Here is a 13,626-nt window from a genome sequence, read left to right on the forward strand (position 1 = left end):
CCCGGATTAAGCGCGATCGGCGACACGTTCGCCCATGATGCCGGATGGACGCAAGGTCAATACGATAATCAGCACGATAAAGGCAAAGATGTCCTGGTAGTTACTACCGAAGAAATTGCCGGTCAGGTCGCCGATGTAACCGGCGCCAAGGCTTTCGATCAGGCCCAGCAGGATACCGCCTAGCATGGCGCCGTAGATATTACCGATACCGCCCAGCACCGCGGCGGAGAATGCTTTCAAGCCTGGCACGAAGCCCATGGCGAACTGCGCGGAGGAATAATTCGCCCCCCACATCACGCCGGCCACCGCCGCCAGCGCAGCGCCGATGGCAAAAGTCATGACGATGACGCGGTTGGAATCGACGCCCATCAGGCCGGCGACCCGGGGATTCTCGGCGGTGGCACGCATGGCGCGGCCCATCTTGGTTTTCTCGACCAGCATCACCAGGCCGAACATCGAAGCGGCAGCCAGCACCAGCAACATGATCTGCGTCGGCGAAATCAAGGCGCCGAAGATATGTACCGGATCAGACGGCATGACTTGCGGCACTGGCAGCGGGCTGCGGCCCCAGATCATCATGGCGAAAGTCTGCAACAGGATGGAAACGCCGATCGCCGTGATCAACGGCGCCAGGCGTGGCGCATTGCGCAGCGGCCGGTAAGCGACCCGTTCGATGATCAGGCTGACGATGACGCAGACAGGGATGGCGCCGATGATGGCAATCGCCAGCTGGACGATGCCAGGCAGGCCGGGTGCAACGTGCTGCAGCAGCTTGAGGATGGTCAGGCCGACCATCGCGCCGATCATCAGGATATCGCCGTGGGCGAAGTTAATCAGGTTCAAGACGCCGTATACCATCGTGTAACCGAGGGCAATCAACGCGTACATGCTTCCCAGCACCAAGCCGTTGATAACTTGTTGGATAAAGATATCCATAATTTCCTTTGTGTGTTTCGGTTCAAATCGGTCAGAACACTATTGCGACCATCTCAGAGGCAGCACAGCAAAAATCATTCCCGATACAAAAACGGCACCTTGGATAAATCCTAGTGCCGTGGGGAGTCGCCCTTCCGCTTAGCTGGAAAGGTAGTTTGGCATTGCGTGAATAGCCGGAATAAGAAGGATGAACGAGGTACACATATTAATTTGTCTCCTATTACGTCTTTATGTAAGAACGTTTTTATCTTAAAGCGCCTTGTCTCGGTGGACAAATGCACCATGACCGTGCAGATTATAGCTAACGTTGAGCCATAAGCAACCTGACGGCACTACAATATTACCTTGCGAAATACGGTAAAGCACAGGGTTTTACAATCAAACTACAGCGCCGCAATGATAGCGAGGAAAACAAAAAACTATCGATGGAAAAGTAGGACCTATTCGAAATATAATTTCGCGCCAGAATGAGGCATTCATCCCGCTGCACAAAGATTTCCCACAGGTGTTTTGCCAGTTGGCAAGCGGCAGCGATACGGCCACTGTCCGCAAGGATCAATAGATCCCCCGTGGGTAACTCGCTTGTTTCGCTCACCGCAACCTCGGCTCGGACCCGCGATTCAGGCCCGCGCGAGGCCCTTCGGCATAGGAAATGTGACGTTTTCTTCCGCGCCGTCGAGCGTACGTACGCTCTTGGCGCCATAGGCGGTCAGGCGGTCGATCACCGCTTGCACCAGGATTTCGGGCGCAGAAGCGCCGGCGGTGACGCCGATGCGGGTTTTACCCTGCAGCCAGTCGGGATCGATCTGCTCGGCGTTATCCACCATATAGGCCGCCGTGCCGCGTTTTTCGGCCACTTCACGCAATCGGTTGGAATTCGAACTGTTGGGACTGCCGACCACGATCACCACGTCAACTTGCGGCGCCATGAATTTCACCGCTTGCTGGCGGTTGGTGGTGGCGTAGCAGATATCGCCCTTCTTCGGCTCGGTAATCAGCGGGAAGCGCTGCTTCAGCGCGGCGATCACATCCGCGGTATCGTCAACCGACAAGGTAGTCTGCGAAACATAAGCCAGCATCTCGGGATTCACCACTTGCAGCTTGCCGACATCGGCCACGGTCTCGACCAAGTGCATGCCGCCCTCGGTCTGGCCCATGGTGCCCTCGACCTCCGGATGGCCCTCATGTCCGATCATGATGATTTCACGTCCCTCGCGGCGCATCTTGGCGACTTCCATGTGAACCTTGGTCACCAGCGGGCAAGTGGCGTCGAACACCTTCAAGCCGCGCACCTCAGCCTCTTCCTGCACAGCTTTGGAAACACCGTGGGCAGAAAAGATGACCGTATTCCCGGCCGGAACATCCGCCAGTTCCTCAATGAAAATCGCGCCTTTATTGCGCAGGTCGGCCACTACATAGGCATTGTGGACAATCTCGTGCCGCACATAGATCGGCGCACCGAACTGTTCCAGCGCACGCTCGACGATTTCAATCGCGCGGTCGACGCCAGCGCAAAAACCGCGCGGCTGCGCCAGCAGAATCTCTTTATCCATAGTCATATCCTTCAGTCGGCGCAGTTACAGAATGCCGACGATTTTTACTTCAAATTTGAGTGACTGGCCCGCCAGCGGATGATTAAAGTCGAACAAGGCGCCCTGCTCGTCAATCTCGCGCAGCACGCCGGCAAACTGGCCGCCGCCCGGCGCAGCGAATTCGACCAGGTCGCCGATGCGGTATTCCTCGCCCAGCTGCGAATTCTGGCGCAAGGTCGCGCGCGACACGCGCTGGATCAGCTCAGGATTGCGCGGGCCGAAAGCCTGCTCCGGCGGCAGGTCGAAGGTTTGATGCGTGCCTTCAGGCAAACCCAGCAGGCAGGTTTCCAGGAACGGCGCCAATTGGCCCATGCCGAACTGCAAAGTGGCAGGCGATTCCTTGAAAGTACTGACGATATCCACGCCCTCTTGAGATGCAAGACGGTAGTGCAAGGTTAAATAGGAGGCTTCGGTGACGACAGGTAAGGACAAGTTAGACATAAATTAGGCAAAAACACCATTAACAAAAAGGCAATCATTCATCTGAAGATGATATTGTAAGCCACCTTGCAGCACATGACGTGCTTAGCACCCAGCAATTCAGCAATTCACCTTAGCGATGGCAATTACCGACTGGCCCACAGACCAAAGACCGCGCGAACGCCTGATTAAACTCGGGCCGCAAGCGCTTTCCGATGCGGAATTGCTGGCGGTGTTCCTGCGGGTTGGCGTCGCCGGCAAAAGCGCAGTCGACCTGGGGCGCGAGATGACTACCCATTTCGGCTCGCTGAACAGCTTGTTTTCAGCATCGCTGAAGGACTTTTGCACAATTAACGGCCTCGGACCCGCCAAATATGCCCAGCTGCAAGCCATACTGGAACTGGGGCGGCGCTCGCTGGTGGAAGAATTGCAATCCGGCAGCAGTTTCGATGCACCGGCCGCAGTAAAGCAATATCTGCAACTGTTGCTGACCAATAAACCGTATGAATCGTTTCTGGTGCTGTTTCTTGACGTCAAAAACCGCCTGATCTGCGCCGAGGAACTGTTTCGCGGCACGCTGACCCACGCCAGCGTCTATCCGCGCGAAGTGGTCAAGGCGGCCCTGACGCACAACGCCGCCAGCATCATGCTGGCGCACAATCATCCCTCAGGTACGCTGGAACCGAGCGCCGCCGACCACAAACTGACGCAGACTCTGAAGCAGGCCATGGACCTGATCGGCGTCCGGGTGCTTGATCATTTCATTGTGGCCGGCACCAAGGTGCATTCATTTGCGGAGCATGGCCAACTCTAGATGCAGAGGCATGAAAAGAAATTGTTAAATCAATTTACGCGCAAAAGACACAATTGTTTTCTCCAAGTCGTTGAAAAATCTCATTTTTTTATATATAATCGATTTTTTTCCAATTCTGGAATACTTTAGGAGCTCTATATGGCACGTGTCTGCCAAGTCACCGGGAAGGGGCCGATGGTCGGCAACAACGTTTCCCATGCAAACAACAAGACGAAACGTCGCTTTTTGCCTAACTTGCAAAATCGCCGAATTTTCGTCGAGTCTGAAAATCGCTGGGTCTCCCTGCGCCTGTCCAACGCCGGTTTGCGTGTAATCGACAAAATCGGCATCGATGCCGTATTGACCGATATGCGCGCTCGTGGCGAAAAAGTCTAACTAGCAGAATAAAGGAAGAATCATGGCGAAATCAGGCCGCGACAAAATCAAGCTGGAATCGACCGCAGGTACAGGTCATTTCTACACTACGACAAAAAACAAGCGTACAACACCGGAAAAAATGTCGATCATGAAATTTGATCCGAAGGTACGCAAACACGTTGAATACAAAGAGACCAAGATCAAGTAATTGATCTGCACTCTGAAAAGCCCCGCACGGTTTGTCCTGCGGGGCTTTTTTACGTATGTTGATAATATCGCCGTGCTTTGATCATACCGGCCTCGGCTGTCATTGATGAACGCGAACAGGACAGCAAGACTCTCGAGCATGGTCGAAACAATAAACCATCCGACGAAAAAAAACGGCCCGAAGGCCGTTTTCTTGAACGCTGTCCTGAATCAGGAATAACTACGCAGACGCAAGGAGAAATCTTGCAGCGACTTGATACCGGAAGCTTCAGCGCGTGCGCACCAGTCTTGCAGCTGATGCAGCAACTGGTCGCGGGTGAAATGCGAACGCTCCCAGATGGCGCCCAGCTCAACCCGCATTTCATGCATGGTTTGCAGCGCCTTGCTATGCAAGAACAACTCGGTCAATTGCTGCTTTTGCGGCGCTTCCAGCTTGGTCGGCTCGCGTTGCAGCAGCTTCTTTGACGACTTAAGGAAACCGGCGCCCAGTTTGGCCTTGTCGGTCAGATGGCTACGTTCTTCATGCCAGGCATTCTTCAACGATTTGGCGTACTTGGCCATCACGTCATAACGGTTGGCGATCACCGATTGCAGAGTGTCAAGATCCGGCACCAGCTTGGCGTGGTTGAACTTCGGTGCAGGCGCAATCTTCTTGACCTTGGCCAGACCGCAGATTTCCAGAATCCGGATATACATCCAGCCGATATCGAACTCGTACCACTTCGACGACAGCTTGGCCGAGGTACCGAAAGTGTGATGATTATTATGCAGTTCTTCGCCGCCGATGATGATGCCGAACGGGATGATGTTGGTGGCGGCGTCATTGCAATCGTAGTTGCGGTAACCCCAATAGTGGCCGATACCGTTGATGATGCCGGCGGCAGTAATTGGAATCCAGACCATTTGTACTGCCCATACGCTCAGACCGACGACGCCGAACAGCAGCAGGTCAATGAACAGCATGGCAACAATGCCGTAGGCGCTGTGCTTGGTATACAGGTTTCTTTCGATCCAATCGTCCGGTGTGCCATGGCCGAATTTTTCCATGGTTTCCAGATTCTTGGATTCAGCGCGGTACAGCTCGGCGCCTTCCCAGAATACTTTCTTGATGCCACGAGTGACCGGGCTGTGCGGATCTTCTTCGGTATCGCACTTGGCGTGATGCTTGCGATGGATGGATGCCCACTCTTTGGTCACCATGCCGGTCGTCAGCCACAGCCAGAAACGGAAAAAATGACTCGGGATCGCGTGCAGATCCAGGGCACGGTGTGCCTGGCAACGATGCAGGTAGATAGTCACACCGGCGATCGTGATGTGCGTCACGACCAGCGTGAACACGACGACCTGCCAGGCGCTGGCACCTGTTACGCCATTCGATAAGAAATCGAGAATTGCATTGAACACTATGTTGTACTCCATGTGTAGTAGAGATTACGCCACTGCTTGTTTTAATGTCTAATTTGCAGTGTGATGCGGGTAAGTTGACGGGTAGTTACCGACCAGTTACCCGAATTTCGAGTGCAATTGTACCCTGAATATCAGCCGTTTTTAGATTTCGGCGAATCTACCGGACTATCTAATTGCAAATCTTGTTGTGAATCTGAGTGAAAATTACTTTTATGCAAGCCAGCGTCATGCACCTTGATTTCGCGTTTCACGTGAGCAACTTTGATCTGACGGGCTTGCAGCGAACGCCAGACCGCTCGGTTAACATCTGACAACACATTCAGGCGACCGTTCTCGGGATCAGTGATCCAGAACCCGAGCTCTAGCTCTAGTCCGTCCGGGCCGATCTTCAACAGCAAAGCCTGCGGCAACACTTCATGCGACACACGGTCGACCCCGAGCGCCGCCTGCTCCAGCATCGTCAATACGCTTTCGACATCATCCTGGTACACAATTGTCACTTGCGTCGCCAGTCGCAGGATACGGTTGGTCAACGAATAATTCTGCACCGAATTGATCATGAAGATTTCATTCGGGATTACCGTATCGATGCCGTCCAGCCCCTGCAGCACGGTGTAGCGGCTATTGATCTGCACCACCTTGCCGTAAAACGTGCTGACCCCGACCATATCGCCGATCGCCAGGCTGCGTTCCAGCAAAATCACGAAGCCTGATACATAACTGCTGGCAATTTTCTGTAAACCAAGCCCCAATGCCACACCGAGCGCGCCGCCGAACACCGACAGCACGGTGAGGTCGATGCCCACCAGCGACAAGCTGAGCAATATCGCGATCAGGATCAGGACCGCGCGCGCCATGCGCGCCACCACGGTGCGGATCGACGAATGCATGGTGTTGACGCGCATCAGCCGCTCTTCGATGGTGGCGCCGGCCCACAGCGCGATCACCAGCGTCACCAGTACAGAAACCAGCGCCTGCATTATTGACAACAACGATACTTTGTAGCGCCCGATCGGCAGCACCGTGCCGTCCAGGTAATCGAACAGGTCCGGCCACCAGCCGGTGATATATAACAGCAGGCCGATCCAGACCAATGCGCCAAAACTCTTTTCAAACAGCAACAGGAAAGTGCCGACGCCGCTGTTGCGCGCGAAAACCCTGCGCAACACGTAGAACACAAAGCGCATCAGCGCCAGCGACGCCACCAGCGGCACCATCAGGCGCAGGATATTCACCGGCTGATGCCAGCGTTGCAAAGCCAGCTTGACCAGCAACAACAGCAGGAAAGTCAGGATCGGCGTCAAGACCTTGACGAAACTGCCCAGGCCGATCTGCATGGCCGGCGGCTGCACCGCGCTCAGCGTGAAAGTACGGCGCAACAAGCGCGCCAGCACCCAGCCGAGGCCGATACAAAGCAGCATCAGGCCGACCTGCAACAGCAAGCCTGGCGCTCGCAGGTTGGTCAGCAAATCGTTGAGCAAATCCGTGAAAATATCTGGCATGGTTGTAGGTGCTGCGTTGGCTACTGCGTTTTGTATTGCGTAGCGTCGAGACGGTGACGCTCCCAATTCAGCGCGTAACGCGCCGCCAGCGCCGGATTGTCGCGTACGATCAGCACGTTCTCAGCGTTCTTGTGTTGCGCGCTCCAGGTGAAATTGAAACTGCCGGTGATGACCGTTGCCGTGGCGGCGGACGGATCGATCACCATCACCTTGTTGTGCGCATTCTGATAGCCGCTTTCCAGCCAGAGCGGAATTCCGGCCGCAGCCAGCTCGCGCGCCTTGCTGGCGCCTACTTTCTCAAGCTGACGGCCATCCAGCATGACCTTGACGTCGACTCCACGCCGTTTGGCGGCGATCAATGCCGCGGCGATTTTCTGGTTGCTCAACAGGTAGGCTTGCACCAGCACCTGCCGGCGGGCGGCGCCGAGCATATCGGTCAAGGCGGTTTCGATATCGTCCCATGGCGCGAAAAGCGGCTGCAAAGTGCCCTCCGCTGCTTGCGGCGCCTGGCGTGCATCGAAAGCGCTCGCCGACGCTGCAATCAGTGCTGTGCAAAACACCAAGCCCAGCCCGACGCAACGCATCAGACTGACGACAGCTCTCATTTGGCTCGATGCAAACACAGGATAGGTGCCTGGTTAAGCGTACTTGGTGGAGCGTAATTACTTACGCACGAACACCGCGGCAAAGAAACCGTCGGTCTGATGCTGATGCGGCAGCAGTTTCAGATAGTCACCCATTTCCAGCGGGATTTTCTGTTCGGCCAGCACGTCTTTCATCGGCACCAGGGTGAAATCTTCGTGGTTCGCCAGGAATTGCGCGGCAATCGCTTCGTTTTCTTCATCCAGCAAGCTGCAAGTGCCGTACACCAGGCGGCCGCCGGATTTCACCAGCCGCGCGGCGCTCGACAGAATTGCGATCTGCTTGGCGTTCATCTCGACGATCGCTTCCGGCGTCTGGCGCCATTTGACATCCGGATTGCGGCGCAACGTGCCCAGGCCGCTGCACGGCGCGTCGACCAGCACGCGGTCGATCTTGCCGGCCAGGCGTTTGACCTTGCCGTCGTTCTCATGCGCGATCAGAACCGGATGGACGTTCGACAAACCGCTGCGCGCCATGCGCGGCTTGAGTTTTGCCAGGCGCTTCTCGGAAATATCGAAAGCATACAAACGGCCGGTATTGCGCATGGTAGCGCCCAACGCCAACGTCTTACCGCCAGCACCGGCGCAGAAATCCACCACCATTTCGCCGCGTTTGGCGCCGACGATTTGGGCCAGCAACTGGCTGCCTTCATCCTGCACTTCAATCGCGCCGCTCTTGAACAGCGGCAGGTTTTGCAAGGCCGGCTTCTTGATGACGCGCAAACCCAGCGGTGCATAGGGAGTCGGTTCACACAAGATCGGCGCTTCAGCCAGGGTGGCGCTGACCGCTTCGCGGTTCGACTTGATCGAATTGACGCGCAAGTCCAACGGCGCCGGCTGGTTCATGGCATACGCCAGTTCCAGCGTTGCGGCTTCACCGTCACGCGCCACCAGTTTATCGAACAGCCATTGCGGCAGGTTGGAGCGCATCAGCGGCGGCATCAGGTTGCGGTCGATCTCCGCGACCCGCGTCAGCCATTCGGTTTCTTCTTCCGACAAACCACCCAGCGAATCGACGCCGACCGCATCGGCCAGGCCCAGCAAAGTCATGCGGCGCATAGTCGGACCATTGCCTGATTCCGCAAAGCTGGTATAAATGGATTTGTTGCGCAGCAAGCCGTACACCGCTTCGGCAACGACGCCACGTTCGCGTGAACCGAGCTTTGGATGCTCGCGGAAATAATGCGACAAAGTGCCGTCGGCAGGGCCGGTAAAACGTAAAATTTCGCGCAGGACTTCTTCGGTGTGACCAATGATCGCGGGAGGCAATCTCATAATGATTCTTTCTTAAAAATCTGTTGTATCTGCTGTATCTATTGTTCGCCGTACTCTTGTGGCAAACCTTGATAATTCGCAGTGAATATAATAACTAAACGCCGTTAAAGGCTGACGTAAGTAAAAGCTGGAACTAGGCTGACTCGGTGTTGACGCGTACCCGGCCATCTTCGATGGCCAATCGATTCTCGACAAACCAGCGCACCGCACGCGGATAGAGCTGGTGTTCTTCAACCAGCACCCGCTGCTCCAGCGACTGTTCGGTATCGCCTTCCAGCACCGGCACTGCAACCTGCGCCACAATCGGGCCGTGGTCCAATGTCGGTGTGACGAAATGCACGGTCACACCATGTACCTTGACACCCGCCTCCAGCGCTTGGCGATGGGTCGCCATGCCGGTAAAACTCGGCAACAGCGAAGGATGGATATTCAACATGCGGCCGGCGTAATGCTCCACGAACGGCGCAGTCAAAATCCGCATGAAACCTGCCAGCACCACAAGATCAGGGGCAAAACCGTCAATCACGACACGTAAAGCGGCGTCGAACTGTGCACGATCAGGATAGTCTTTATTCGCGACCACCGCCGTGGGAATACCTTGGGCGGCAGCAAATTTCAAACCTTCGGCATCTGCGCGGTTGCTGATCACTGCAGCGATTCGGGCCGGCCATTGTTCGGTTTGAGCGGCGCGGACAATGGCTTGCATGTTGCTGCCACGCCCGGAAATCAGGATAACAATGCTTCTCATGGCGCGCATTGTACCCGTTGCAACGCTGTTTTTGAGCAAAACAGGTGCTAAATATCGCTATTGGAAGGAATAAAAGACGCGGAAGGCAACTTTTTTATCGGCCCAGAAATCAGCGCTGTCGCGGAATACGTCAAGCAAGGTTTCACGCGCTTCCTTGTCGAATTTTTGCGTATTCGGCAGTTGTTCAATCACCACAATGAAGCCGGGCTGCGGGCCGGCCTTGTGCGCCAGATCGGTCAGGCAATCGGCCAGGGCGTCGAAATTCTTGCCGAAATGCTTGGGAAACTGGAAGGCGTTGGCGATTTTGGCCAGAACTTGCTGTTTAGTCGTTGCTTCCGCACAGTAGGCATACAGGAAATGTTGTCCCAGACGGTGAGCTTCCGCCTGCAGTTCGGTCACACGGAAGGCGCGGATGGACTGCACTACATTTGGCGGTACGGTTTTAAACAAGCTCATTTTTTCCCTCAGCTAGAGCAATGATGATGGATTGCCGTTGTTGTATGTATATCAGTCACTCGTCTCAGTCACTCCTGTATGCGCCTGAAAGTTTGATAGTGATTGTCAGTGTAATAATATTCGCCCGACGTCTGCGGATTACCGCCTGCAATGATGCGCCTTGCGCCACGATTGCGGGCGCGCGGAGTTTTTACCGTGTATTCATGATAATAACCACGCCGTTGCCTAGGCAGCATCCCCTCGTAATTGCCAAATATGACGCCATCCTTGGCGTAGGGAAACGGCCCGCCTTGCTTGATCACCGCCAATACCGTCTGCGCTTCCGGTGGCAACTGATCTACCGCAACCATATCCTGCGGTAGGGATTCACGCGCCAATACCTGGAAAGACAGTAGCAAACCAAGCAGCAGCAGTATGCTGTTACGCAGCATGGCGATAGCGAAATCGGCTTTTAGACCAAGAAAATGACGCTGGGTTGCGTGGCTTTTCATAAATTTCATATTTTCTGGGTATGCGATACCGTAGGGTAACGTGTTGCTGAAAACGAATCAACCCGTATACTTGCTCCTGCATCAAGTGTTGCAATATTTGACAATATTGCCCGCTCTATCGTCAGACACGCGCCAGGCTAAGGACATGGCGGCCCGAAAAAAGCCACAACCTCGTCTCGCCGCGCCAAAGTATCCTTTTGTCCCATGCGAATCAGCTCCCGCGTATAACCCGATTCAAACAATAAATACGACGCCAGGCCGCCGCCGTGCACTTCTTTGGCGCCAAGACCGCCGAGCAAGGTACGGATCGGCACCGGCAAGCTGCCAAAATGCTTGGTGGCGATATCGTCGATTTGTTCCGATGGCGAAATAATCAGCATTTCGACCGCCTTCAGCGGCGTTTGCCGGCGCTGCTCTTCAGTTAAAAAGGATAACGTGTGATTGATACGCTCCAGGCGTTCGATATCCACCGCCAGCCCGTCCAGGAAAATACTGGATAGCGCATGACTGGCGATTTGCGCCAGGCTTGGATAACGGGCCAGGTTCGGCGAATCCGCCGGCGCTTCCTGGCGGCGACCGGCGCCGACCACCAGCACTTTACTGGCGCCCAGGTGAATCGCGGGCGAAATCGGCGCCAGCTGGCGCATCGAGCCATCGCCGAAAAACTGGCGGCGGCCTTCGCAATAAATCGGGATCGCAGGAAAAATAAAAGGAATCGCCGACGACGCCAGCAAATGGCCGACGCCAATCTGATCCCTGACCGCCCGGCGCTGGCTGCGGGTCCAGCCCTGGATTTCGATCGCGCTCTGGTAAAAAGTAATATGCTGGCCGCCGCTGTACGACGATGCGGTGATCGCCAACGCATCCAGGCTACCGTTGGCCAGCGCCTTGTCCAGCCGCTCCAGATCCAGCAAGCGGTGCAACAGGGTAATCAGCGGCGTATTGTCGAGCAGAGAATTAGGTGGATGGGCATGCCACTTGCGCAACAGCCAGCCGAAAGACAGCAAGGACAGCCAGCGCGCGCCGGAACGCAAGACCGCCAGAGAATCGGCGCGATACACCTGCTCGACAGTGAAGTGTTCCCAGACATCCATCAGCTTTTGCACGCCGAGGCCGAAGTTGTCGACCCGGCATGCCAGCGCCGTCGCATTGATCGCGCCGGCCGAGGTGCCGCAAATGATATCGAAAGGACTTTTCTCGCGCGCCCAACCCTGCTCTCGCAAAATCGACGCCACCGCGTCCATCACGCCAACCTGGTAAGCCGCGCGGGCGCCGCCGCCGGTGAGGATGAGGCCGGTTTTTTGTTTTGTCTCCATGGGTTGGAAGATTAGCAGGTAGGCGGCGTTTTTGCTTTATTCGATTGACGCTTTACAACATTCTTATGCTTTCGCGGCAGGCTTAGACCACAAGCGCCAAGGGCATCGCTCGGCAACAATATCCGCAGTCGCTCGCTACGAAGTTTCCTGATTCAAAATGGTGATATATGCGCTGTAAGCGTACACCCGGTTGCGTTTTTGCCCCGTGAGTTCGTCCACCATGTCGAGATTGTGCTCCATCGCGTCAAGTACCTTGCCAATGGTGGCAGGAGTAAGGCCGGTCGCGCTAGTCAGTGCGGCAATATTCGATATCGGATGGGCAAACAGTGCATCCAGGACTTGTGTGGCTGACCCTGCCAAACGGCCGAGTTCGACCAACCGTATTTTATCGGAAGCGGGTAGTTGCGTCAGTTCTTGCGCGGTGCTAACCGCCTGGTTGGCGGTTGCGGCAATAGCATCGACAAAAAACAGCAGCCAGACTTCCCAGTCACCAGTGACGCGCACCTGTTGCAGCAAGCTGTAATAGCTATCGCGATATTGCTTAAAAAGTACCGACAGGTACAGCAGTGGTTCTTTCAGAATACCAGCCTCAACCAGTATCAGCGGAATCAGCAAGCGCCCAAGATGGCCGTTGCCATCGATAAAAGGATAGATGGTTTCAAACTGCACATGCGCCAGCGCGGCTTTAATGACTGGCGCGGTAGTGTCTGGCACATCATTTAAACTGTTCCAGCACGGCCCGGCAATCGGCTATCTGGTTGGCTGGTGGCGGCACAAATGTGGCTTCATCGGCGCGATGGCCGCCGATCCATACTTGGTTGCGGCGGAGCTCGCCCGGCCCGCGTTGCGCGCCGCGGCCGGAAGTCATCAGTACCTGGTGAATTTCCGTCAGCAAACGAAAACTGGTCGGATGACCTTGTCGTATACATTCCACGCCCAGCGTCAGGGCGGCGACGTAGCTAGAGACTTCCTGCACGTCGTCGATCGGCACACCGGGCAGGCCATCCATCTCATACAGCATCAAATCGCTGAACGATGAGTAGGTGCCTTCGATTTGGGAAGACATTACCGCCTCTTTGCGCACGTAACTGTATAAAAACAATTTCGCGTCAGGCAATAAGGTGCTGATTGCATCGAGTCTTCCGAGCGCGATCAGCGCGTCATTCAGGCGCGCCTGCAGCTTGCCGCTCAGATCCAGTGCGGGCAACGGCGGCACTGCATGGGCACAAAAGCTTGGCACGCAACGCCACCTGCAATGGCGGGCGTGTAGTGACCGGTTAATCCACGTTTCATTCGCCAGCTTCCATCAACTTAGTTGAAGTTAAAATTACACAAGCCACTATTTTAACTTGACTCAGAAAATGAAATAGTATGCCTTTTACTATGATTTGCGGACGAAACCAGCCAATCTTCAGAAATGACACTTGACCGGACACTTAATGAATAAGTCCCCAGCCAACAAAA

At 55.3% G+C, this 13,626-nt stretch carries 15 protein-coding genes and 1 pseudogene; 3 read left to right on the top strand and 13 right to left on the bottom strand.

The features are described from left to right. Window positions 1–6 precede the first annotated feature (6 nt). From ABI171_RS08320 to ABI171_RS08330, 3 genes are all read right to left on the bottom strand, one after another. Window positions 7–936: a branched-chain amino acid ABC transporter permease gene (locus tag ABI171_RS08320; RefSeq protein ID WP_038491282.1), complete on the bottom strand. Its 930-nt coding sequence runs from the start codon at window positions 934–936 to the stop codon at window positions 7–9. A gap of 620 nt (window positions 937–1,556) precedes the next feature. Then, window positions 1,557–2,489 carry a 4-hydroxy-3-methylbut-2-enyl diphosphate reductase gene (gene ispH, locus ABI171_RS08325; protein ID WP_348092103.1) on the bottom strand — a complete coding sequence of 311 codons (933 nt, stop codon included), beginning with the start codon at window positions 2,487–2,489 and terminating at the stop codon, window positions 1,557–1,559. 24 nt (window positions 2,490–2,513) lie between these two features. Continuing rightward, on the bottom strand, window positions 2,514–2,969 hold the full coding sequence (locus ABI171_RS08330; protein ID WP_348092104.1) for a peptidylprolyl isomerase: 456 nt from the start codon (window positions 2,967–2,969) through the stop codon (window positions 2,514–2,516). Window positions 2,970–3,087: 118 nt separating this feature from the next. Between ABI171_RS08330 and radC the strand changes: the two genes are divergently transcribed. From radC to rpmG, 3 genes are all read left to right on the top strand, one after another. Beyond that, window positions 3,088–3,762: a DNA repair protein RadC gene (radC, locus tag ABI171_RS08335; protein ID WP_348092105.1), complete on the top strand. Its 675-nt coding sequence runs from the start codon at window positions 3,088–3,090 to the stop codon at window positions 3,760–3,762. Window positions 3,763–3,900: 138 nt separating this feature from the next. Next, window positions 3,901–4,137 carry a 50S ribosomal protein L28 gene (gene rpmB / locus ABI171_RS08340; RefSeq protein WP_348092106.1) on the top strand — a complete coding sequence of 79 codons (237 nt, stop codon included), beginning with the start codon at window positions 3,901–3,903 and terminating at the stop codon, window positions 4,135–4,137. A gap of 22 nt (window positions 4,138–4,159) precedes the next feature. After that, on the top strand, window positions 4,160–4,327 hold the full coding sequence (gene rpmG / locus ABI171_RS08345) for a 50S ribosomal protein L33 (RefSeq protein ID WP_009667251.1): 168 nt from the start codon (window positions 4,160–4,162) through the stop codon (window positions 4,325–4,327). 209 nt (window positions 4,328–4,536) lie between these two features. Here rpmG and ABI171_RS08350 read toward each other — a convergent pair whose 3' ends face one another. From ABI171_RS08350 to ABI171_RS08395, 10 genes and pseudogenes are all read right to left on the bottom strand, one after another. After that, on the bottom strand, window positions 4,537–5,745 hold the full coding sequence (locus ABI171_RS08350) for a fatty acid desaturase (RefSeq protein WP_348092107.1): 1,209 nt from the start codon (window positions 5,743–5,745) through the stop codon (window positions 4,537–4,539). A gap of 119 nt (window positions 5,746–5,864) precedes the next feature. Further along, on the bottom strand, window positions 5,865–7,235 hold the full coding sequence (locus tag ABI171_RS08355; protein ID WP_348092108.1) for a mechanosensitive ion channel domain-containing protein: 1,371 nt from the start codon (window positions 7,233–7,235) through the stop codon (window positions 5,865–5,867). A gap of 20 nt (window positions 7,236–7,255) precedes the next feature. Continuing rightward, on the bottom strand, window positions 7,256–7,840 hold the full coding sequence (locus tag ABI171_RS08360) for a phospholipase D-like domain-containing protein (RefSeq protein ID WP_348092109.1): 585 nt from the start codon (window positions 7,838–7,840) through the stop codon (window positions 7,256–7,258). A gap of 57 nt (window positions 7,841–7,897) precedes the next feature. Then, window positions 7,898–9,151: an RsmB/NOP family class I SAM-dependent RNA methyltransferase gene (locus ABI171_RS08365; RefSeq protein ID WP_348092110.1), complete on the bottom strand. Its 1,254-nt coding sequence runs from the start codon at window positions 9,149–9,151 to the stop codon at window positions 7,898–7,900. A gap of 133 nt (window positions 9,152–9,284) precedes the next feature. After that, the gene (gene purN / locus ABI171_RS08370; protein ID WP_348092111.1) at window positions 9,285–9,908 is read right to left on the bottom strand and encodes a phosphoribosylglycinamide formyltransferase; all 624 of its coding nucleotides are present in this window, start codon (window positions 9,906–9,908) and stop codon (window positions 9,285–9,287) included. A gap of 48 nt (window positions 9,909–9,956) precedes the next feature. Next, a pseudogene (locus ABI171_RS08375) lies at window positions 9,957–10,367 on the bottom strand (barstar family protein); the annotation flags it as partial. A gap of 56 nt (window positions 10,368–10,423) precedes the next feature. After that, entirely contained in the window at window positions 10,424–10,846 is a 423-nt protein-coding gene (locus ABI171_RS08380) for a ribonuclease (RefSeq protein WP_348092112.1), read from the bottom strand. 137 nt (window positions 10,847–10,983) lie between these two features. After that, window positions 10,984–12,162 carry a patatin-like phospholipase family protein gene (locus tag ABI171_RS08385; RefSeq protein WP_348092113.1) on the bottom strand — a complete coding sequence of 393 codons (1,179 nt, stop codon included), beginning with the start codon at window positions 12,160–12,162 and terminating at the stop codon, window positions 10,984–10,986. Between the two features lie 135 nt (window positions 12,163–12,297). Continuing rightward, a complete protein-coding gene (locus ABI171_RS08390; RefSeq protein WP_348092114.1) occupies window positions 12,298–12,876 on the bottom strand; it encodes a Fic family protein in 579 nt (192 codons plus the stop codon). A 1-nt stretch (window position 12,877) separates the two neighbouring features. Then, entirely contained in the window at window positions 12,878–13,402 is a 525-nt protein-coding gene (locus ABI171_RS08395; protein ID WP_348092115.1) for a Fic/DOC family N-terminal domain-containing protein, read from the bottom strand. Window positions 13,403–13,626: the final 224 nt, after the last annotated feature.

Source organism: Collimonas sp. (assembly GCF_039923675.1).
Classification (GTDB): domain Bacteria; phylum Pseudomonadota; class Gammaproteobacteria; order Burkholderiales; family Burkholderiaceae_D; genus Collimonas.

Excerpts from the sequence above, each read along its gene's own strand:
- ispH (WP_348092103.1), bottom strand. The coding sequence starts at position 2,489 with ATGGATAAAGAGATTCTGCTGGCGCAGCCGCGCGGTTTTTGCGCTGGC.
- purN (WP_348092111.1), bottom strand. The coding sequence starts at position 9,908 with ATGCGCGCCATGAGAAGCATTGTTATCCTGATTTCCGGGCGTGGCAGC.
- ABI171_RS08380 (WP_348092112.1), bottom strand. The coding sequence starts at position 10,846 with ATGAAAAGCCACGCAACCCAGCGTCATTTTCTTGGTCTAAAAGCCGAT.
- ABI171_RS08320 (WP_038491282.1), bottom strand. The coding sequence starts at position 936 with ATGGATATCTTTATCCAACAAGTTATCAACGGCTTGGTGCTGGGAAGC.
- rpmB (WP_348092106.1), top strand. The coding sequence starts at position 3,901 with ATGGCACGTGTCTGCCAAGTCACCGGGAAGGGGCCGATGGTCGGCAAC.
- ABI171_RS08330 (WP_348092104.1), bottom strand. The coding sequence starts at position 2,969 with ATGTCTAACTTGTCCTTACCTGTCGTCACCGAAGCCTCCTATTTAACC.
- ABI171_RS08360 (WP_348092109.1), bottom strand. The coding sequence starts at position 7,840 with ATGAGAGCTGTCGTCAGTCTGATGCGTTGCGTCGGGCTGGGCTTGGTG.
- ABI171_RS08350 (WP_348092107.1), bottom strand. The coding sequence starts at position 5,745 with ATGGAGTACAACATAGTGTTCAATGCAATTCTCGATTTCTTATCGAAT.
- rpmG (WP_009667251.1), top strand. The coding sequence starts at position 4,160 with ATGGCGAAATCAGGCCGCGACAAAATCAAGCTGGAATCGACCGCAGGT.
- ABI171_RS08355 (WP_348092108.1), bottom strand. The coding sequence starts at position 7,235 with ATGCCAGATATTTTCACGGATTTGCTCAACGATTTGCTGACCAACCTG.
- ABI171_RS08385 (WP_348092113.1), bottom strand. The coding sequence starts at position 12,162 with ATGGAGACAAAACAAAAAACCGGCCTCATCCTCACCGGCGGCGGCGCC.
- radC (WP_348092105.1), top strand. The coding sequence starts at position 3,088 with ATGGCAATTACCGACTGGCCCACAGACCAAAGACCGCGCGAACGCCTG.
- ABI171_RS08365 (WP_348092110.1), bottom strand. The coding sequence starts at position 9,151 with ATGAGATTGCCTCCCGCGATCATTGGTCACACCGAAGAAGTCCTGCGC.